The organism is Alteripontixanthobacter muriae (genome assembly GCF_013336795.1).
GTDB classification, from domain to species: Bacteria; Pseudomonadota; Alphaproteobacteria; order Sphingomonadales; family Sphingomonadaceae; genus Pseudopontixanthobacter; species Pseudopontixanthobacter muriae.
The window spans coordinates 1-19,656 of record NZ_JAAFZT010000008.1 but is presented as its reverse complement, the minus strand read 5'-3'; the positions used below and the strand labels follow the sequence as shown (position 1 = coordinate 19,656).

The following is a 19,656-nucleotide window of genomic DNA, read 5'->3' as shown; positions in this document are numbered from 1 at the left end:
CGAGAACCAGAAGAAATTTGCCATCCACATGCCTCCTCACTGGAGGCTCATGAATCACATCCCAATGCCGCTGTGAATCCTGTTTATGGGTCCGGACCCTAGAGTTTCGACCGGCAGGAATATCCTGAGTGCTCGAACAAAGTGTCGCGCGTACTTAGAAGCGCGTTGGAACAACGAGAGCTAGTCGCAGAGCAATCCGCTTCAGATCCAGATGCGGCGAGGCGGCTGCAACAAGCATGATCAGGTGATGACTCTCATAGCGGCCTTTCTCGATGATGGTGGACGCCCGGCTGGTGCGATCCTCGACCGGCTAATGGCGCTGGAATTCGGCAGGACCCATGCTCAGATCATGCTTGTGAAGAATGCCGGTACAGATCCGAACAGGCACCCATGGCAACGAAACGCTGACGGCACCTATGGACCCAACTCTGCCTGATCGGCCGGCGTTCTGATCGTGAGGTGAACTGTTCTTGTAGAGCTCTGACCTATTCCCCGTTCGTGCGACGACCTCCGGGTTGCTGCACGGGCGGGGACGATTTCACGCCTATTTATTTTTTCGGCGGTTGACTGCTCCCCGGCGGTGCTCGCGTACGGCTCTCCAGAGGGTGGCAGCCGCAGTTAGAACAGCCGCCACTCCCATCAAGAATGCTCCGTCGATAATGACCATTGCCGTCTCCTCTCTCTTCCTGCATGTTCCACATTTGTTCTCATGTAGGAAAGGTGATTCTGCAGTGGCTTTGACGATAGAACCTGTTCCAGGCAGCGTGAGCCTGCGCGTGACGGGCGACGTAGAGACGCTCCTGACCGTGCCGTTCGACGACAACGACAGGTTTCTGCTGGGACTGAGCGACGGAACCCTGCTGCTGGGAACCTATGATGAAGACCTGCGGTGCGGCTGGAAATTGTCTAGACAAGGGGCGGGCGCAGTTCGCTTCATCGCCGGTAGTGTGACCATCAATGCGCCCGTCGAGTGGGCGATCGCATCTATCTACGATCCGAATGTCGTCGAACCGCAGTTGCCCAGAGTCCTGCCGCTGTTTCCTCACCTTGATCGTTGGGTAGCCTGAACCCTGCTCCGCTCTAAACAAATTCCGGCTAATGCGCAGTTCTCGCACAGAGCGGACTTTCAGCTAACGACCCAAAACAGAAATTTGAGGCAGCTAATACGCTTGTCTGCTTCGCGCCTCAATCTCGGCCGTTCCAGCTTCCGGCTCGGATGCGGGGGGGGGCATTAATCGGGCGCGCGCAAGTTGTCTTCTACCCTCGTACTGGACGTCGACGTCATCCTTCAACTCGCATCACGCTTGCGGAACGACCCGACGCACTTTGGCCGCCAGTCAACCGGGCGCACCTTGAGCCGTTTCCTCAAAGAGTTGCTATTGAGAATCGAATTTTCGAGATTTTATGTATCGACGAGATGGCGCTGCGCTACCGTGTGCAACAGTAGCGAAGCTAGGTTTTTCGCTCAGTTCACCTTCGTGCCCCTAGGATTTGCTGTCGAATCGTAAGCTCGTTACAGTTTTCCATGTCTCGTACTGGTCCGGCGGCAGATCGAAAGGGGCCGCGGCTTCAACCGCACGAACTGCCATTTCTGCATGAAGTTCGCTCAAGTAGGAGTTGGCGGCAGTGAGACCTTTTTGACCAACTACCCTTGGTTTTCCAATTAAAGAGCCATCAGGGGCCAGCTGGAAGCTGAGGTGAGTTGCCAGCTCGGAAACTCCTATTTCCTGAGGCGAATGCCAGTGAGGGCGGACCTGATCGATGAGGGAGGTTACAAGCGCCTCTTGCGTCGGCTTCGAAGAGAGCTTTGGCTCCGGCCGATGGCGAGGCGGAGGTGTATTCCTCAGCTTTTCAGTATGAGCAGTCTCTGCTGAACTCTTGATTCGGTCTAAGCGGGCTGTAGCTAGGTAGTGGTAGGGCTGGTAATAATCAGCCTGATTCTGGGATTGGAATTCGAAGTAGGCGTTTCGCTCCCGGTTGAGGCTCGAACCTACTGTTCTACTCAAGGCGGCGGCTGCAAAGTCGAAAGCGGCGCAGGAGTCGAGCCCGTCCCAGGTGGGAGACCTCCTTTGTGCTTCGTGACACCTTTCGCTCTCGCTTCGCGCTCCCCTCAATCCAGAAGAACTCATCACTCTCGAAAAACGATGCGCTCCTGCTTCGACAGTTGAGAAACTGATCGGGTCTGGTGAGCCACTAAGAGCTCTTTGTTCATTCGGCTCGAGCGATCCTTCTTCGTACTCTAGCTCTGCGGCCTCCGCACTCAAGTCGTACGCGGCGACATCGAAAGGATCTTCATCAACTAGAGGGCCATCCAAGTGCGAGTAGCTGTCCTCGATGTACGCCGTCTCAGTCGGCTCAGCTGTGGTTCTGCTGGCAGCGACGAAAACTGCGAAGGACAACAAGCCCAAGGCTGCGAAGGCTCCCACGGCGGCCATTCCGTTCCCCTTCGAGATATTCTGCCGCTCTACCTCCGCTTGTGGACTGCTTTTCGGCTTAACCTGCTCTCCGGCGCCGCGTTCAGCGTGTGAGCGACGAGACGATTGATGACACTCATCGCCGCTCCCTCGCGCCCGTGATGTGTCGTATGCAGTCCGCCGGCTTTTATCGCCAAGGGTCTCATATGCCTCATTGATCCTACGTGCCCTATCGATTGCCGAAGGATCGGAGTTCATATCCGGGTGATAATGACGCATCAGCGCCCTATAAGCGGCTTTGATTACCACATCTTCGGACGTGGGCGACACACCAAGGATCGCGTAGAGATCGGTTTCGGCATCCATAAGTTACGACGCTTCCTAGCTTAAAGTGGTGCGTCGCCAACCCGGGCTAGCGCATTCCCGATAAGAACAGCGAACACTGCCAGTACGCCCACGAGCCAAGTGCGGGCTCCTGACCGGTCGCGCGAAATGACGCGGGTTCCAGTCGCCTCATCCCAATCGGCCGTGCCTTTTTTCTTCACGGAATTGTAGCCGCTGACATACCCTATGAGCACAAGGAGAGGAATTCCTAATACGAGACCTTGCAGATAAAGCCGCAAATTGCGCGCAAGTGCTGTGGTTGTCGGAACAAGCTCACCGTCATCCGTCACAAGAGTGAGTGCTGCCAAGGCTTTTCCCACCGAGGTCCCTGTCTTTGACAAGATTACGGCGTCGACGAGCATCACAAACGGCAGTGAAATAAATCCAATGAGTAGGTCACCACTTCGGCCGGAGAGCTCAGGGGACGTCGCAAGATCGGGGAAAAGAGCCATCAGCACAAAAGCGACGGGAATGCTGTAGAGCTGTATGTCCAGCAAACGCGCCCAAAACCTCGGCCATGCTGCGGCCAACTTGACTTCAACTGACGCTTCAACCCTGCTTGCCATTCCAGCCCCTGCGAGTCCTTCAAATGCTAAGCGAGGTATCGCCAATTTCGTCATTCTTCGCCGTAAGATAAGGGCTAAGTATTTCTTTGCGGTAAAGGAAGCGACTTTTGGTTGTTCAGCGGCGAAAGCGCCTGAAGATCACAGAACGGCCCCAGGGATTGGCTTCGACGAGATACTTCGCGCCCAACCGAGCCTTGCGGAAGGAGTCTGGATGAGATCGCGGGATGGTCGTCCGCAACGGCGACGCAGAGGCGAAAGATTGTAGATGCGCTGCCGGCCCGGCTGGCCGATGTCGCGGCACATAGTGAACTTAAAGAGGTATAGCGGGGGTCACTTTCTGAGTTCGTTTCCTATGAAAGTGCTTTCAGTAGGAAGCGGCCTAGATCAGACGTCTGCAGTGTTTGGGTATGGCGTGGGTGAAGGCAAGTAGGACCCCCGCAGAGCGCCGCAAAAGCTCAAGAAACCTAGACTTTCGACCGTCCTTCCCTTGCATTCGTAACGATGGGGTCAGGTGTTCGAATCACCTAAGCGGCACCACCACCTTCAGCAGGCAAAATTGAAAACCTAAGCGGAAAGGCCGTTCGGCTGGTTGCACGCTTGGGTCCTGCGTGGGGCACTTCGTATAGGAAAACAGGTTGGATCTACTCCATGTCTGTCTGAGCTAATTTCCCGCTGTGTCTTAATTCTGAATTTCGATTATCTGCTGGCGCTGGACGCATCCAAGCTTATTTCTTTGCCAGCGGGGCAGGGGTTCGGGTCCCGGATCGTGCAATTGCCGGAGATCAGATAAGCAGCGCGCACCCATCGAGCGTTCATACCCATTCCACCCGCGACTGTTGGCACCCGTGCCTGATAGCGGTGTTCAAAAGTCGTCCTCGGGAGAGCGGTGGCGTCATGTGCTGAGACGGCAGGTTCAGGGATGAACTGCTCAGCGAGCGGCATCTTCTCCACGCTCGAAGAAGCCGCCTCAGTCTCGCCACCTCATAGCACCGAGTCACATACTCTTCGGAACAAAGGGTTAGAAATCACGTAGTTTTTGCACCGGCTCGGTCGCTGATGCGACGAATGGAAGTGATTTTTGATGAGGAGAGGCGCAATGGTTTTCCATAAAGGGGCGAGCGCTGCAGCGGTTCTGGCGAGCCTGCTGCTTGTATCGTGCGAAGATGCCGATACCGACGAACAGCTCGTGGCTGAGGAGGAGGCACTGACTCCCGTCGAATGGGGATATGAAGGTGCCGGTGGTCCCGAGAACTGGGGTAGATTGAACGCGGAATTCGCGCAATGCGAATCCGGTACGAACCAATCGCCTGTTAATCTGAGCGGGGGCGAAATTTCCGAACTTCCCGACCCGCAATTCAACTACGCAAGCCAATTGACGGAGATCGAGAACCTCGGTCATACCCTGCAGGTCGAAGTGGCGCCGGGCAGCACGATGAATGTGGCCGGCAGAGAATATGAACTTGCACAGTTCCATTTCCACACGCCGTCGGAGCATCATCTGAGAGGAGCCGAGTTCCCCGCAGAACTCCACCTTGTTCATCGTGGGCCTGAAAACCAACTGGCGGTCGTCGGCGTCTTTATCGAAGAAGGTGAGGCTCGCGCGCAGCTTAGTCAGATCTGGAACCAGTTACCCGCACAGCCGGGCGAATCCGAGCAGATCGACATTGCCGATTTCAGCGCGGAAACCCTGCTTCCGGAAGAGCGGCAGCACTATCTCTATCCCGGCTCTCTCACTACGCCGCCATGTTCGGAGGGCGTGAACTGGATGGTCATGGATCAGCCGATTGCCATGTCGGCTGAACAGATCAGTGAACTTCGGGCGATAATCGGTACCAGCGACAGGCCGGTGCAGCCTCTCGGCGACCGCGAACTGCGCCTCGATAGCCAATAATCAAGAGGATGCTGTTAATCTGATCTGATTTGCGCTTCATCCCGCCGAAGGCATGGTGCCGGAGCGCCAGCAATCTGGAGGTTGCACACAGCGACAGCGCAGTCTGATGAATACCGTTTTCATGCCGAGAATGGACATGATCACGGTTCAGCACGGGCGTCAAGGGGCAGTGATTTGCCAGGATCACGCGTGATTGTCGAAGCGGAGGTCTCGCGGCCAAAGGGCGGAAAGATCCCGCGACAGGTTAGCGCCAGAGCTGCATTGAGCGGATAGCTCCGGGTAATCCTGCATAGCCGGTCTGTCCGGCGAAGCAGCATTCTATGAGGCGCCACCGCCTTTTCACCGCAGTTCGTTTCCATATTGAGGTCAGGAGGCCTTTCGTGAGAATCTGCTCACGGTCGATAGTTACATCAAGATCGACAGGCGCTATAAAAACCGCGAATTTACCGTGTCTTCGCAAGTAGACACTACCGAACTTGTAGCTACGGCAACGGAGCCGTTCCTCAGTGGCAGCCAACCAACTCGCCCGGTCCAGGAGTGCGGGTCGCTCAGCTCCGAACAAGACGACAAGATCGCCAGACGAAAGCATCTTCATTTCCGCCTTGTCTCGGCCGATCCACGCTCGCATCCAGCGATGCTCCAGCGCCTCTATTTTTGATGCGAATTCATCCATTCCCGGCTGATATCATCACCACCTGCTGACACAAGAACGATCAGTCGGATCACGGTCAGTAATCAAAACCAGGGGCGAACTTGGATCAGCGCAGGGGGATCAAGCCTACAGGATTTGCCTGCACGTCAGGTAGGGGGCGCACATCATTGATGTCGTGGTGCATGACCATGACGGAACAGCCATCAATGCGCTGATCGATTGCCTTTATCGCGTATGGTTCTTTCGCGTCACTTTCGCCTTCGAGGCTGTGCAATTCACGCTCCTGACGAATTGTATGTATTTGGCCTCGGCAATCGTTCGTTTCCATCTCATCGGCAATTGACGGGTCGGGAGAAGCGACTGGTGTGAGGTCCTTGCGGGAGAACATCCGATCATCTGCGATCCTCCCGGATGCAATATTCGCCGAACTTGGCCTTTCGGCAGCGGCTAAGCTGGCGATCAGAAAGCACGGAATGATTAGGGCGAACCGCATAAGGTGTCTCCTTACCGAAGAACCTGCCGGGCGCTGCACGGTTCCGGAGACGAGTGCAGTGCTCGGTGCGTTGGCTTTAGCCAGTCAAGCTTGACTGTACCTCGCCCGCGGAGGGTCTTTGCCGACCTAACATTTGGCGTGCGATGCGAAAGTTCAGCATGAGCCCGAAGATATATCGCGCGACGTGATGCAAAAGCAGCGGATTCTCCGCGCTTACTCAAACTGGCATGGTCTGTGCAAGGCTTGGTTCATCGGCGGAACGTTCCGCAGAACAACAAGCTTTCTAAGGATTTTCGACATGCAGAACATCAACACCATGAGCAGCCGTTTCGCCGCTGCTGCAGCCTCCCTCGCCGTCTCCGCGCTAGTATTCGCGATGGCGATCGTCCCTGCAAGCCCCACGGCTGTCGACCTCCTTGTGTAAGCTAGCTTACATCAGAAAAGCCGACGCACTGATTGCCAGTGCGCCAGCTGTGGGCGCAGCCTCAGTTTCTGAATCTTGTGCAGAGCCAGCTTCGGCAGCAATCCCATTCGCGATCTGACGCCTGCGCAATCATTCCGGAAAACATACCTTCGGAGGCTGGTCGATTCTCGAATGCCCAGTCTTCCGGTTGTTGCTCAAGCATTTGTCCGGGGTGCTGAGCGCCGATCAGGCGGTTTCGTCGACGGAGTTTGTGGCGCTGATTACCTGTGCAGCCACGAGATCGCCGACCACGTTGAGGGTGGTCCTGCACATGTCCAGGAACCGGTCGACCCCGAGGATCAAGCCGATTGCGGCGGGGTCCACTCCCACTCCCGCAAGGATCAAGGCGATCACAGGTAGTGACCCCCCAGGAACACCGGCGGTTCCTATGCCCGCCAGAATGCAGATCAGCATCACGAACAGCTGGTCGGAAAGGCTCAGGTCCACGCCGAAGAACTGCGCGAGGAACAGCACGGTCACGCCTTCGAACATGGCGGTGCCGTTCTGGTTCGCGGTGGCGCCGATGGTGAGAACGAAGCGCGCGATTTGGGGCGGCAGCTTCAGCTCGGTATCGGCGACCCGAAGCGCGGTGGGCAGGGTTGCATTGGAACTTGCGGTGGAGAAAGCGAGCAAACTTGCTTCGCGCGTTTGCAGGAAGAACGCCCATGGACTCTTGTTCGCAAGAAACCTGAGCAAAAGCGGGAAGACAAGGAACATCTGAATGGCGAGCGCAAGCACCACCACGCCGACATAAGCGGCAAGCTTGCTCAGCAGATCCCATCCGAATTGCGCGGCAAGGTTGAACATGAAGCAGAACACGGCGATCGGGGCGAGTCTGATGACCAGCCCGATCAGACGCATGGAAACCTCAAAGACGCCTTCCAGCGATTGCTTGAGTACCTTCGTGCTGGAATTCTGCACAAGCAACAGGCCGATGCCGAAGAACAGCGCAAAGAACATGACGGCCAGAATATCATTCTCGGACATGGCCGAGACCACATTGGTCGGAACGATCGCGATCAGCTGCGCAATGCCCGCTTCGCTCTCGGCGGAGGTTTCGACGATCCCTGCCGCGCCTTCCCGGCCCTGCGCCAGCATCTGCTCTGCTGTGGCCCGGTCAACGCCGAACCCCGGCTTCAGCACGTTCACGAGCGCTAGCGAAATGGCCACGGCGATCGAAGACACGACAATTGTGTAGATCAGGGTGCGTATTCCGATCCGCCCCAGCGCATGGGCTTCCCCCATATCCGCAATACCCACCACGAGTGCGGAGAACAGCAAGGGGATGACGAGCATGAAGAGCAGGCGGAGGAAAACCTGTCCCACAGGGTTCGTAACATAGGTGATGATGGCGGTTAGCCAGTTGCTGTCAGCAGCAAAGGTGTATGCGAGCAAGCCGGCCGAGAGTCCTCCGACGAAGCCGCCGAGGATCTGCCATTGAAGTCGCTTGTCGGATTGGCGGAAGCTTGACTGCGTATCGGCAGAAGTCGTGTTCATGCTGCTTCCCTGGCACTAAGGAGATCCGGCGATCTCCTCACCGCTCTTGCGACAAACATCGATCAAGAGGAAGCTGCAAAGAAGGTCGCAGCGAAGATGTCCGGCAATTTCTTTGCGGCGCGCTGTTCTTGTAAGCTTGATATCCATTAGGATTTGCCAAGCTGTGATGGAGCTGCCGGCGCCAAATCGCCTCGCCAATTAGCGATGACGAACCTTCGGTCTCAGAACCTTCTCCGATCCTTTTCTCCGCGCTCGACGGCCATCAGCAAGCCGATAGCGATCATGATCGTCATCATGGCCGATCCCCCGTGGCTGATCAGCGGAAGAGGAACTCCCATTACAGGCGTTATACCCGTGGCCGTCAGCAGGTTCATCGCGACATAGAAGAAGATCGTCATGGTGAGCCCTATCGCCAGCAGCTTCGCAAAACGGCTCCTGGCGTTGTGCGCGGTTTTAAAGCCCCACTTCAACAGCCAGGCGTAAGCCACAAGGAGGGTGAGCCCACCAATCAGGCCCCATTCCTCAAACATGGCTGAGAAAGCCAGATCGGTATGGTGTTCAGGCAGATAATCTAGATGGCCTTGGGAGCCGTTCAGAAATCCCTTGCCGAACAGGCCGCCTGAACCGATCGCAATCTTGGACTGGATCACGTGATATCCCGCTCCGAGCGGATCACCTTCCGGGTCGAGAAAGCTGTTCAACCTCGTTTGCTGATATTCTTCCAGAAGGAAGAAATAAGCGAGGGGAGCTACAATTGCCACTGCACCGCCTGCCATTGCGAAGATGCGTATCGGTATCCCTGCGACGAACATGACGACTGCGCCAGCGACGAGCAAGATGAGCGCTGCGTCGAGATCGGGCTGAATCAGGATGAGGGCTGCGGGAGTGCCCATGATTGCCAGCGCAGGCCAGACTGCCCTCGACGTATTGATGTAGCCCGGAGGCAGGAGTTCATAAAATCGTGCCAGAGCTAATATAATGGCGATCTTCATGAGTTCGGAAGGTTGAATCGTGATCGGCCCGAAGCTCAACCACCGCTGGCTGCCGCCCCCGACCTGGCCGATGACTTCGACGAGTATGAGCAGGAAGAGGGTCGCGAGATAGGCCGCGAAACTGAGTGAACGGATGAGATCGAGCTTTAGCAATCTGATGCAGAGAGCCATTCCCAGAAAGACTACGAATTGCAGAAGGTGGGGTGTGGCCCACGGGGCCATCGCACCATCTGCGGCTGAATAGAGAACAGCCGTTCCGAAGAGGCTGAGGGCGCTCACGACAGCGATTACGCGCCAAGGAAGAGAGGCGATGAGAGGAGGAGTGATCGAACGCATCTTGGGCCTTCTCAGCACGAAGAACCGGACTTCAGTGGTCGCTTCGTTTTAGCGTTACCAGCGAAGTTACAAGGGACCGGAATTTCCAGCCGGTCCGGCGCTGCTTCTTCATTGGATTTCGGGAGAGGTCAAGCAGGACCATGCAACCTTGCGACCAGCGCGACGCTTTTTGAATGGAGCGTGAGCTTCTGAGTGCAAAATCGCTAGGGCCTGCGGCGCACAGGTAGACGATTGCCGCTGCTGTTTATTAAGATCCGCATAGCTCACCATCTTGCATTTTTTTCCGGTGCGAGTATCTGCTTCGAGCGGACCGGGCCCCTCTGACGCCCAACCTTCCTGTGAAGGTGCGTGATGTCGGCCGCATCGGATGATCCGATGCTTGTGTGGCCGACCTTTGCTGTGACTCGCAACCTCTGATCTCCCGATGGGATGGTAATCAAGAGGAGAGAGAGTATCATGGAATTCCTGTTTGCCGACTGGCTGGGTACACCAGCGTGGTTCTGGCTGGCCTTTCTGGGCCTTGTGGTTGCGCTTACTGCCTTCGATCTTGGGATCCTTCACAAGGAAGACCGGGAAATGGGCATTGGCGAAAGCCTGAAACTTTCGGCCTTCTACATCAGCGTGGCGCTGCTGTTCGGTGCGTGGGTCTGGTACGCTCGTGGGCCGGAGCCGGGCATGCAATATTTCACCGGCTTCTTTATCGAAAAGGCTTTGTCGATCGACAATGTCTTCGTGATCAGCCTCATCTTCACTTACTTCGCCATTCCGGCCAAGTACCAATACCGAGCACTGTTGTGGGGCATCATCGCAGTGATTGTGCTGCGAGGCTTGATGATTGCAGGCGGCGCAGCCCTGGTGAACGAGGCCTATTGGGTTCTCTATATCTTCGCAGCCTTCCTGATCTTCACCGGCATCAAGATGTTTTTTGCCGGCGACGAGCCGATGGATGTCGCGAACAATCCTGCGGTCCGTTTCATCTCCAAGCACATGCGAGTGACTCCGGAACTGCACGGCCAGCATTTCTTCGTCCGGACCGCAGACCCGAAGACGGGCAAGATGGTCCGTGCAGCGACGCCGCTGTTCCTTGCGCTGGTGGTGATCAATCTTGCCGATCTCGTCTTTGCGGTCGACTCCGTGCCCGCCATCTTCGCGATCACAACGGACACTTTCATCGTCTACACCTCCAACATCATGGCGATCCTAGGCCTTAGGGCATTGTATTTTGCATTGGCGGCCATGGTGCATCGCTTTCACTACCTGAAGTACGCGCTGGCTGCGGTTCTGATATTCATCGGCACCAAAATCTTCGTTGCTGACTTCCTGCTGGGCGGCGAGAAGTTTCCCCCGGTCTTAAGCCTTGGAGTGACCTTCGGTCTTATCGTGGTCGGGATCGGTTACTCGCTCTACAAGACACAAGGCGAGCCGGAGCCTGATTGGCCAACAGGAATGGGACCGGGGGATCCGGCCCGCGACGATTGATTGGTGCGGCTTGGCCGGGACGCTTGCCAAGCCGCTTCGCTCCCTATTGTGAAGCTTCGGGGGGGATTACTTGCCAATTGAGATCGGCTCGGCAAAGGGGCGCAGGGATGAACGGACTGCGTGATCCGATTCGGCAAATTCCCTTGCTCTTCCTGTGCGCCATCGCCGTTGGGACGCTCCTTCTCAGCCTGCCATTCGCCACTTCGGAGGGTGTTCGTGCGCCGTTCCTGACGGCACTGTTTACCGCAACCTCGGCTGTCGCGGTGACTGGACTGATCGTTGTGGGCACTCCGACCTACTGGTCGATGTTCGGGCAGGTCGCGATATTGTTCATGTTCCAGATTGGCGGCTTCGGCATCATGACGGCCGCTACGCTGTTCGGACTGATGGTGGGCCGCGGCGTCAGCCTGCGTGACCGGATGGCGACGCAGGTCGAACGCAACCGGCTCGAGACCGGCGATGCAGCGTCGGTCCTGCGGCTTGTCTTCACCGTGACGATCGTCGTGGAGCTTGCCATTGCATTCATCCTGGCGATCCGCATGTCCGGCTTTCACGGTATGCCCATCGGCGAAGCTGCCTGGCACGGCATTTTCCATTCCGTCAGTGCCTTCAACAACGCCGGCTTTTCCACCCATTCGGATAATGTAATGGGATACCAGACCGATCCCTTCATCCTGGGGCCGATCATGTTCTCTGTCGTGCTTGTCTCGCTGGGTTTTCCGGTGATGCAGGATATTCGCGCCAACCACCTGCAATGGCGCCGCTGGGCGCTGCATACGAAACTGACCGTGGCAGGTACGGGTGTGCCGCTGCGTGGTATCTATGATAATATGAAGACCGCAGTGACGACAGTGTTCGTCGGCAAAGAGCGCATCTTCAACCGCCGTTTCCTGGTGATGGCTGACCACTACATGGTCGAGCCGACCGCATGCTCACCGGCGGCAGGCTGGGAGAAGGGCCAGGTCGAGAACCAGGTCCAGACCATCCGAGGGCGCTTCTTCAAGCCCCGGCTCCGTTTTGCAACCCTGGAGGAGCTCAATGGCTGGCTGGAGGCCGAGTGCCTGCGCTGGACAGAGATGCAACCGCACCCTGAGCAGAAGGAGCTGACGGTCGGCCAGGCGCTGGAGTTGGAGAGGCCAGCGCTTCAACCGATGCTGGCACCCTTGGACGGCTTCCACGAGACGCAGCACGCGGTGAGCGGCACCTGTCTGATCAGCTTTGATCGCAACCGTTACTCGGTGGCAGCCAAGGCCGTCCGCCGTGCAGTGCAGCTTCGGGCTTACGCCGACCGGATTGTGGTGCGCATGGGCGATGACATCATTGCCAACCATCCGCGCTTCTTCGGCCGTGATCGGACGATCTACGACCCCTGGCACTATCTGCCGGTGCTGGTGAACAAGCCCGGTGCGCTCAGGAACGGAGCACCCTTCCAGGACTCGGATCTGCCGCCCGCGCTGGTCAGGTTGCGGCGCAAGCTTGGCAATGACGACGATGCCGATCGGCGGTTCGTGCGTGTCCTGGCTGCGGTTCTCAGCGATGGACTGGAGGCGGTCGAGAGCGCCGTTCGCGAAGCGCTCGATATCGGCGCCGTCAGTGACGAAGTGATCCTCAACATCCTGTCGCGGCGGCGAGAGCCTCCTCGAACGGCGTCCATCATCACGCCCGAAGATCTGGCGCTGACCCATCCGCCGATCGCCAACTGTGCGCGCTATGACAGTCTACGAGGCACCCATGCAGCGGCATGAGATGATCGAGGCCATGCGTGGGCTCGGCCTTAAAGGCATGGTCAGCGCGTTCGATGATGCGGTGACCGCTGGCGTGCAGCGCAAGCGCAGCACAACCGAGATCCTGACCGATCTTCTGCGTGCCGAGGCTGCTCATCGCCATGCTGCTTCGATCCGCTACCGGATGAGCGCTGCCAAGCTGCCGACGATCAAGGATATCGACGCGTTCCTATTCGATGATACTCCCATCAACGAGGAACTGGTCCGTTCACTGCATGCCGGATCGTTCCTGCCCGGTCGGCGTAATGTCGTGCTGGTCGGCGGCACGGGCACCGGTAAAACCCATCTGGCGATCGCGATCACCGCCAGCGTGGTGCGGTCAGGTTCCCGCGGCCGCTACTTCAACACCGTGGACCTGGTCACCCGTCTCGAGGAAGAGACCCGCATTGGAAAGGCCGGCGCGCTCGCTGCCCAGCTCTCCCGTCTCGATCTTATCGTGCTCGACGAACTGGGATATCTGCCGTTCGCACGATCGGGCGGGCAGCTGTTGTTCCATCTGATCAGCAAGCTCTACGAGCAGACCAGTGTCATCATCACTACCAACCTGGCGTTCGGGGAATGGCCAACCGTGTTCGGCGATCCCAAGATGACCACTGCGCTTCTGGACCGGGTCACCCTTCATTGCGACATCGTAGAGACCGGTAACGATAGCTGGCGCTTCAAAAACCGCAGCTGATCTGCGCCACCATCTCCGCTCAAAGAGACCTTGCGCTGCGCGCGCCTCCGGTCGGGCTACGCCCTCCCTACGCCGCAGCGCAGCGCAACCTGCCCCTCAGATCAACGTAGCCCGATCTCGCAAGGGGGTCCCTTTTGCGCGCCGATAGGGGGTCCCGTTTGCACGCCGATTGACAGCTCCTGACCGTGCCCTTCGATGATGATGACCGGTTCCTGCTTGGAGTGAGTGACGGAACCCTGCTGCAGGGCACCTACGACGAAGATCTGCGGTGCGGCTGGGAACTGGCCAGAGAGGGCGCGGGCGAGGATCGTTTCGATCCTAGTGGCGCTATCGTTCACGGGAGTATCGAGTGGGTGACCGCATCGATCTACGACCCGAATGTCGTTGAACCGCAGTTGCCTAGAGTCCTGCCGCTGTTTCCTGACCTGGACAGGTGGGCTGCCTGAGTCCTGCTTCGCTCAAGAACAAACGGCGGCAAATTTGCATTTTGCGCACGAAGCAGATTGACGGCTGGCGATCCATTTGCGGCGTCCGATCGCGCTAATGGCCGTAGGCGAACGCTCATAGACGGCTGATGTCAGGCAAGCGCCGGGGCTTCGCCTGCTCTGGGCACAACCATCTCTTCGAGCGCACGGACTCGTTCGTTGAAGCTTGTAAGGATTGCACCCATTTGACGCCTCTCGAAGTCCCTACTTTGGCTGATCGCGAGTGCGCGGGCGACCGGCTCGGCTATCTCGGCCAGGGTGTTGCGCTCGTCCTTGACGAGGCGACTTCCATCCGCGTGAGGGCCGAGCAGCAGCCAGCCGACTCGTCCGACCCCTTCGCAATCGAGCGCGAGCCGATGAGGAAAGAGCCGGTCGGTGAGGACATCTTTTGCGTTCGTTTCTTCGACGTGCCCTTGCGCCAGCCAATGATTGACCGCTTTGCTCGAAACACCGGCCGCGCCGAGGACTTCGGGGCCCACCAAAACTGCCGCATGGGTTGCCTTCACGCATGCCGCAGCGCGCTCCGCCACGATTTCGGCGATGCGATCGGTCGTCGCTGTTTCGCGCAGATCCGAGACTAGGCGGGGCAACTCACGACGCAGGCGGACCAGTTCCTTCTGAAAGCGACGTTCAGCCCATTCGTTCGCGCGACGGTGCAACGGGACTACCAGCACTGTGGCAATCGCGGCAGCCATTCCCCCGGCTAGTGCGCCGATTTGGTCGCCGAAATAGGTCTCGCTAAGCGCCTCTATCACCTCCTGGCTCCCGGCGAACAGAGCCAGAAAACCTAGCGTCAGCACGCCGTAGGCTGCCGACCTCCCGATTACCGTGTCCGCATCGTAAAGGCGATAGCGCATGAGCGAAATCACGAGGCCCGCGGCGAGGCAAACCCCCGAGAGATTGCCTGCTACGATGGCGATACTGGCCAGCATCGGGGATGTTGGACTGATAAGAGGGTTAACCAATCCCAAGCTAGTCTGGATTACGAGTAGCATGGCACCAACGGCGAAGCCGAATATACTCCAACGAATCTGTTGCCGAGTGATCCCATCCGGTAATCGCCGATAACGAAGGATCTGCCGCACCACGGCCACTGCGAGCATCGCGGCAAAGATGGGCAGAGCGACTTCATTCTTTATCGCTGGCAACAATGCCGTGATCGCGCCACAGACGAGAAGAGCGCAGCCAATTAGCCACGCAATGCGCGACATTCGGCCCTCCGGAAATGCCAAGAGGCCGAGGAGGAGCAAGGTATTACCGAAGATATTGATGGTTTCAAGGCCGGCAGCCAGTGAAGCCTGATCGAGCCATACGTTAACTGCGAGGTTCGGGGCAACAAGGATCATCGTGAAGCCGAGAGCGAGCAAAGCAGGCACAGGCTCACACCGTCGGCGGAACAGCAAGATTGCCGCGCACAGAAAAGCGAGATCCGTAGCCAGATTGAGGCCCAGGCTGAGCTTGCGAGCTGTTTCGGGCAGACGCGTATTTTCTTTCAGCCGGGTCAGCCGCTCGGTCCGAACGTTCCCCTTGGCGTTCCGCACCGTAAAGGCGATCGCCTCACCTTCCTCCCTGATCAGCGCCTTGCGGGCCGCGAGGTAGCCGGTCCCGATCTCCTCCATCGGAACCTCGTTGATCGCCAGGATAGTGTCGCCCGCCTTGAAGCCTTTTGCGATGGCTTCGGAACCGACGACAGCGCCAATCCGATCCCCCGATCCGGCGGAAACAAGGCCATAATGTCCGTAGGTATGCTCAAACGGCTCGAACCCTTTCCAGGCGTTCAAGCCGGTCATTACGAACGCGATTGCGGCGAGGGCGATCCACAATGCCGTATAGGCTTTGAGCCAGCCACCCTGAAGCGCTGGCAAGGTGTCGGGCAAGAAAGGCGACGAACGACTTGTAAACCGCTTCGGCATCATCTCATCCCCTGAAAACGAGAATATTACCGATCAGACATACTGGCAATCTGAATTTCACTGCTTGATACCGACCTCTTCATGCGGTTGAGTTCGGCGTGTTCTACAAAAACCTAAATGATAGGACGTTTAATTCCGCTCCCATCGTAGTTATGCTTTTCAACGCCTTTTCTGCATTTTTCAGCTCTGCCCGTAGCAGCGGTGCAGCCGGCCGTCGGCTTCTGGGGCTCGGGTACTATTTCGTAGACGGCTGAGATCCAGGCGCGTAGTTCTGCCAACATGTTGGTCCTCTCAACATCTGCTCACTCGGCTTTTCCTGCTGAAAGCGGACTGGAATCTTTCCACCCTCGTTCGCAACTTAGCTACCGAGTGCGGAGCGACCCATAAGCGGACCGGCGGCGAACGATTCTTCAGGCAGGCATCTCACAGGCTGACGGCGGCTCGTTCTCGATAAACATCACTTTGACCGAACCACTCGGTCGCGCGACGTGGGAATCGCCCTCTACCAACAGCATGATGTCACCGGCAGCCGCCATTTTGAGCGTCTGCCTTCCGATTTCTATAGGCTTTTAGGGGGGACGAGATCGAGTCCAGCAAGCAGGCGGCAGCGCGGGCGCGCTTTTTATTTAAAGAGGTATAGATCAGCGGAGCAGAGTGCATCTCCGCTCTGAGGCAGCTATTTCGATTGGGTCCGAGAACTCGATGCCAGCTCGCTGATCCCCGACCCAGCGTATCTTCGCTTGCCGTAATTCATCTTCGAGAATTTCGATGGAGATTGTGATTCCGACGGCCCGCTCGTCGAAGTCGACTTGGTCGATCAAGGCCCCAGTTTTGGAAACATTTCGGAGCCGTACAGCCTTGCTCGATTCATTGACGGTCATCTTCACCGAACGCAGCAGGTTTTTTCTTGGGCTTCGGCTCCGTTTGTGCCCCACAGGCTGCATGTTTCTCAGCCCCGTTAGAAGTTCCGGCAGCAGATCATCTATCTTCAGACCGTGGCCGTAAACATAACCTTGTATGTGACTGCACCCAAGTTCGCGCACAAGTTCTATCTCGTCTTGATGCTCGACGCCCTCAGCAGTGGTCTCCATCCCCAATGCATTCGAAAGCGAGACAATCGACGCAATGATTGCTGAATTCCGATTGCTCGAATCAACCGCTCCTCGAACAAAGCTACGGTCGATCTTGATCTTATCGAAGGGCGCGTTTTGCAGGTAACCTAGGCTCGAATAGCCGGTCCCAAAGTCATCTAGCGCTAAACGCACGCCCACCGCCTTCAGCGCCGTGAAAATCTTCTGTGCTGCCGCCTCATTGTCCAGGAAAACACCCTCAGTGATTTCTAGCTCTAGACGAGAAGGGTCGATTTGACTTTCTCCGATTGCGTTCGCCAAAGTTGAGAGCAACGCAGGATTTCTAAACTGAATGGGTGACACGTTCACGGCGATGCGGAGATCGTGTGGGAGTCTCGAGATCGTGCCGATTGCCTCGCGCAGCACCCAATCACCGATATGCTGGATCAGTCCACTTTCTTCAGCAACTGGGATGAATTCCGTGGGTCCAATCGGACCCTTCGAAGGGTGTTCCCATCTAAGCAGCGCCTCAAATCCGGTAAGTTTCTCACAACTTGTGGAGACGACGGGCTGATAAACAAGGGTCAACTGGTCCGAGCTGAGTGCAAGCCGCAGATCATCCTCGAGCTCCTTTCGCCGCTTTGCCTTTATCAGCATCTCTTCCTCGAAGAACCGATAAGTCGCCCTTCCACCCGCCTTGGCAGCATAGAGGGCTATGTCAGCGTCCCGTACAAGGGAACCTGGGCTCGCCTCGCCGAACGCGACAGCTATGCCAATCGAGCAGCTAACGGTGATCGATGACCCATCAATAGAATAAGGGGAGGATATCTCTTCGATGATTTTTGCTGCAAGAGATGACAGAGATTCGCGATCATCGGTGCCGGGTATCAGTACCTGGAATTCATCTCCACCCAATCGGCCTACTAAGCCCGCGTTACTGACGGCAGAAGATAATCGGTTCGCCACCTGAATCAGAAGACTGTCGCCTACCGGATGACCAAGAGTATCATTCACACTCTTGAAGCCATCAAGATCCAGCATCAACAGCGCACAAGGTGTTTCGTTCTCAGAGCCTGTCTTCATCAAGGCTTCTAGATTCTCTTGCATGCGCTGCCGATTGGCCAAGCCGGTAAGGCTGTCGCTTGTCGCCAGCCGCTTGATTGTGGCTTCTTGCTGCAGATTTTTTGTCAGATCCGTACCCGAGCCGACAAATCCGCAGAATTGACGATTTGCGTCTAACCACGGACGACCTGACATCGACCACCAACTCTCGCTCAGGCCTTTCACGCCTCTGACTTGAAAATCAGAGAAAGCCGTGCGGGAGACAATGTGGAAGTTTAGCGATCTTGCATGTTCCAGTTCGCCTTGATCCAGCCGAAACACACTGGTCAACCGTTCTCCCAAGGTCTTGATGCCAAATAGCTCAAGCTGTTCCGCAACGTTCTTCGATAAGTAAGTCAGGCATCCTTCCGCATCGGTTTCCCAGAACCAACGATCCTCAAATTCTTCGGCGTAGGACATCAAGCGATCAACACGCTCGGCATCCGATGGAGACGCTGATGCTGGCTTTTGGGCCCAGAATGCGGTGCGTGTACGGAACATATCAAGCGCAGGGTAGTTTTGAAGTTCTACCGATTGATTAAGTCAATTGGTTCCGAATTCGTCAATTTCGTGGGCGGGAACTTAGAAAAAGTGCAATGGCGCTGCCAGCGTCGAATGTGCCGTCACGGGTTTTTAGTGGGTCACATTCTCCGTCTGGGATGGGCCGAAGGACGTTGAGCAGGTCGCAAGTGACACTTGCTACTAACGAACTTTGGGAACAGTTTGGGTCGGTAGCAAGAAGGCTTGACTAGATGAAGGTAAGCCTTTGAAGTGGCGTTGATAAATCGCCTGCGTTTCTTGCATTCGTAATGATGGGGTCAGGTGTTCTGACATGACCCCCAGCTTTCCTCCAGCTGGGATTAGAGCCGGACAGCTTTGTTGCGCATAAGCGCGGTTGAAGCAATGGGCTGCGTAGCGGAGCCCGTAGGGCGTAGCGAAGCAGGCCATTGCTTATCCAGTTCGGCGGCGAACGCCGCCGGTGTTGCGTAGCCAAGCGATGAGTGCGGTCGCTCCCGGTTGTAATCATCCACCCAGGCAGCGATCTCGACCCGGGCATGGGCCATGCTCAAGAACAGCGTCTCGTTGAGCAGTTCGTCCCGCATGCGACCGTTGAAGCTCTCGACATAGCCATTCTGCATCGGCCTTCCTGGCGCGATGTAATGCCACTCAACGCCGATCTCGCCGCACCATGCCAGCACGGCATTGCTGGTGAGCTCCGTCCCATTATCGCTGACGATCATGCCGGGCTTGCCACGCCGGGCGATCAGCTCGGTCAGTTCCCGCACCACGCGGCGACCGGAGATCGACGTGTCCGGCACCGCTACCAGGCACTCTCTGGTCACATCATCGACCACATTGAGCACCCGGAACCGTCTGCCCGACGCCATCTGGTCATGAACGAAGTCGAGGCTCCACCGCTGGTTCGGCAGAGCCAGAACCGGAGCAGGAGCCCTCGTGCC

Annotated in this window: 18 protein-coding genes; 9 read left to right on the top strand and 9 right to left on the bottom strand. The window is 57.2% G+C overall.

Annotated elements, in window-relative coordinates:
- Positions 1-247: 247 nt before the first annotated feature.
- A complete protein-coding gene (locus G7A66_RS03215) occupies positions 248-436 on the top strand; it encodes a hypothetical protein (RefSeq protein WP_174294277.1) in 189 nt (62 codons plus the stop codon).
- Between the two features lie 295 nt (positions 437-731).
- Entirely contained in the window at positions 732-1,067 is a 336-nt protein-coding gene (locus G7A66_RS03210) for a hypothetical protein (protein ID WP_174294276.1), read from the top strand.
- Positions 1,068-1,484: 417 nt separating this feature from the next.
- Here G7A66_RS03210 and G7A66_RS03205 read toward each other — a convergent pair whose 3' ends face one another.
- Both G7A66_RS03205 and G7A66_RS03200 read right to left on the bottom strand, forming a co-directional pair.
- Positions 1,485-2,780, bottom strand: a complete 1,296-nt coding sequence (locus G7A66_RS03205) for a J domain-containing protein (protein ID WP_174294275.1) — start codon at positions 2,778-2,780, stop codon at positions 1,485-1,487.
- A 20-nt stretch (positions 2,781-2,800) separates the two neighbouring features.
- The gene (locus G7A66_RS03200; protein WP_206675043.1) at positions 2,801-3,364 is read right to left on the bottom strand and encodes an RDD family protein; all 564 of its coding nucleotides are present in this window, start codon (positions 3,362-3,364) and stop codon (positions 2,801-2,803) included.
- A gap of 207 nt (positions 3,365-3,571) precedes the next feature.
- Between G7A66_RS03200 and G7A66_RS14380 the strand changes: the two genes are divergently transcribed.
- Positions 3,572-3,688 carry a DUF1289 domain-containing protein gene (locus G7A66_RS14380; RefSeq protein ID WP_174294279.1) on the top strand — a complete coding sequence of 39 codons (117 nt, stop codon included), beginning with the start codon at positions 3,572-3,574 and terminating at the stop codon, positions 3,686-3,688.
- A 772-nt stretch (positions 3,689-4,460) separates the two neighbouring features.
- Positions 4,461-5,255 carry a carbonic anhydrase gene (locus G7A66_RS03190; RefSeq protein ID WP_174294273.1) on the top strand — a complete coding sequence of 265 codons (795 nt, stop codon included), beginning with the start codon at positions 4,461-4,463 and terminating at the stop codon, positions 5,253-5,255.
- 244 nt (positions 5,256-5,499) lie between these two features.
- On the opposite strand, the gene G7A66_RS14590 is transcribed toward G7A66_RS03190, so the two are convergent.
- Both G7A66_RS14590 and G7A66_RS03180 read right to left on the bottom strand, forming a co-directional pair.
- The gene (locus G7A66_RS14590) at positions 5,500-5,928 is read right to left on the bottom strand and encodes a nuclear transport factor 2 family protein (protein ID WP_174294272.1); all 429 of its coding nucleotides are present in this window, start codon (positions 5,926-5,928) and stop codon (positions 5,500-5,502) included.
- Between the two features lie 85 nt (positions 5,929-6,013).
- Complete coding sequence (locus G7A66_RS03180; RefSeq protein WP_174294271.1) at positions 6,014-6,400, bottom strand: hypothetical protein; 387 nt, start codon at positions 6,398-6,400, stop codon at positions 6,014-6,016.
- A gap of 298 nt (positions 6,401-6,698) precedes the next feature.
- Between G7A66_RS03180 and G7A66_RS13905 the strand changes: the two genes are divergently transcribed.
- A complete protein-coding gene (locus tag G7A66_RS13905) occupies positions 6,699-6,824 on the top strand; it encodes an enoyl-CoA hydratase (protein WP_206675042.1) in 126 nt (41 codons plus the stop codon).
- Between the two features lie 225 nt (positions 6,825-7,049).
- Here the strand turns inward: G7A66_RS13905 and G7A66_RS03175 are convergent, their stop codons facing one another.
- Together G7A66_RS03175 and rodA are read right to left on the bottom strand one after the other, a co-directional pair.
- Complete coding sequence (locus G7A66_RS03175) at positions 7,050-8,360, bottom strand: dicarboxylate/amino acid:cation symporter (protein ID WP_174294270.1); 1,311 nt, start codon at positions 8,358-8,360, stop codon at positions 7,050-7,052.
- A gap of 221 nt (positions 8,361-8,581) precedes the next feature.
- Entirely contained in the window at positions 8,582-9,688 is a 1,107-nt protein-coding gene (gene rodA, locus G7A66_RS03170) for a rod shape-determining protein RodA (protein WP_174294269.1), read from the bottom strand.
- A gap of 456 nt (positions 9,689-10,144) precedes the next feature.
- On the opposite strand from rodA, the gene G7A66_RS03165 reads away from it, so the two are divergent.
- From G7A66_RS03165 to G7A66_RS03150, 4 genes are all read left to right on the top strand, one after another.
- Entirely contained in the window at positions 10,145-11,167 is a 1,023-nt protein-coding gene (locus G7A66_RS03165) for a TerC family protein (protein ID WP_174294268.1), read from the top strand.
- Positions 11,168-11,274: 107 nt separating this feature from the next.
- A complete protein-coding gene (locus tag G7A66_RS03160; protein WP_174294267.1) occupies positions 11,275-12,912 on the top strand; it encodes a potassium transporter TrkG in 1,638 nt (545 codons plus the stop codon).
- Positions 12,899-13,627: an IS21-like element helper ATPase IstB gene (istB, locus tag G7A66_RS03155; protein ID WP_174294278.1), complete on the top strand. Its 729-nt coding sequence runs from the start codon at positions 12,899-12,901 to the stop codon at positions 13,625-13,627. Before G7A66_RS03160 ends, istB begins: the two co-directional genes overlap by 14 nt.
- 185 nt (positions 13,628-13,812) lie before the next feature.
- Positions 13,813-14,073 carry a hypothetical protein gene (locus G7A66_RS03150; RefSeq protein WP_174294266.1) on the top strand — a complete coding sequence of 87 codons (261 nt, stop codon included), beginning with the start codon at positions 13,813-13,815 and terminating at the stop codon, positions 14,071-14,073.
- A 131-nt stretch (positions 14,074-14,204) separates the two neighbouring features.
- Here the strand turns inward: G7A66_RS03150 and G7A66_RS03145 are convergent, their stop codons facing one another.
- The 3 genes from G7A66_RS03145 to G7A66_RS03135 all read right to left on the bottom strand — a co-directional run.
- Positions 14,205-15,977 (bottom strand): PDZ domain-containing protein, encoded by a 1,773-nt coding sequence (locus tag G7A66_RS03145; RefSeq protein WP_174294265.1) that lies wholly within the window; start codon positions 15,975-15,977, stop codon positions 14,205-14,207.
- A gap of 689 nt (positions 15,978-16,666) precedes the next feature.
- Positions 16,667-18,697, bottom strand: coding sequence for a putative bifunctional diguanylate cyclase/phosphodiesterase (locus G7A66_RS03140; protein WP_174294264.1), 2,031 nt, complete (start codon positions 18,695-18,697; stop codon positions 16,667-16,669).
- A gap of 359 nt (positions 18,698-19,056) precedes the next feature.
- Positions 19,057-19,656, bottom strand: a 600-nt coding sequence (locus G7A66_RS03135; RefSeq protein WP_174294263.1) for an IS3 family transposase, incomplete at its 5' end; no start/stop codon positions are given.

Excerpts from the sequence above, each read along its gene's own strand:
- istB (WP_174294278.1), top strand. The coding sequence starts at position 12,899 with ATGCAGCGGCATGAGATGATCGAGGCCATGCGTGGGCTCGGCCTTAAA.
- G7A66_RS03215 (WP_174294277.1), top strand. The coding sequence starts at position 248 with ATGACTCTCATAGCGGCCTTTCTCGATGATGGTGGACGCCCGGCTGGT.
- G7A66_RS03200 (WP_206675043.1), bottom strand. The coding sequence starts at position 3,364 with ATGGCAAGCAGGGTTGAAGCGTCAGTTGAAGTCAAGTTGGCCGCAGCA.
- G7A66_RS03165 (WP_174294268.1), top strand. The coding sequence starts at position 10,145 with ATGGAATTCCTGTTTGCCGACTGGCTGGGTACACCAGCGTGGTTCTGG.
- G7A66_RS03205 (WP_174294275.1), bottom strand. The coding sequence starts at position 2,780 with ATGGATGCCGAAACCGATCTCTACGCGATCCTTGGTGTGTCGCCCACG.
- G7A66_RS14590 (WP_174294272.1), bottom strand. The coding sequence starts at position 5,928 with ATGGATGAATTCGCATCAAAAATAGAGGCGCTGGAGCATCGCTGGATG.
- G7A66_RS03140 (WP_174294264.1), bottom strand. The coding sequence starts at position 18,697 with ATGTTCCGTACACGCACCGCATTCTGGGCCCAAAAGCCAGCATCAGCG.
- G7A66_RS03175 (WP_174294270.1), bottom strand. The coding sequence starts at position 8,360 with ATGAACACGACTTCTGCCGATACGCAGTCAAGCTTCCGCCAATCCGAC.
- G7A66_RS03160 (WP_174294267.1), top strand. The coding sequence starts at position 11,275 with ATGAACGGACTGCGTGATCCGATTCGGCAAATTCCCTTGCTCTTCCTG.
- G7A66_RS03190 (WP_174294273.1), top strand. The coding sequence starts at position 4,461 with ATGGTTTTCCATAAAGGGGCGAGCGCTGCAGCGGTTCTGGCGAGCCTG.
- rodA (WP_174294269.1), bottom strand. The coding sequence starts at position 9,688 with ATGCGTTCGATCACTCCTCCTCTCATCGCCTCTCTTCCTTGGCGCGTA.
- G7A66_RS13905 (WP_206675042.1), top strand. The coding sequence starts at position 6,699 with ATGCAGAACATCAACACCATGAGCAGCCGTTTCGCCGCTGCTGCAGCC.
- G7A66_RS03180 (WP_174294271.1), bottom strand. The coding sequence starts at position 6,400 with ATGCGGTTCGCCCTAATCATTCCGTGCTTTCTGATCGCCAGCTTAGCC.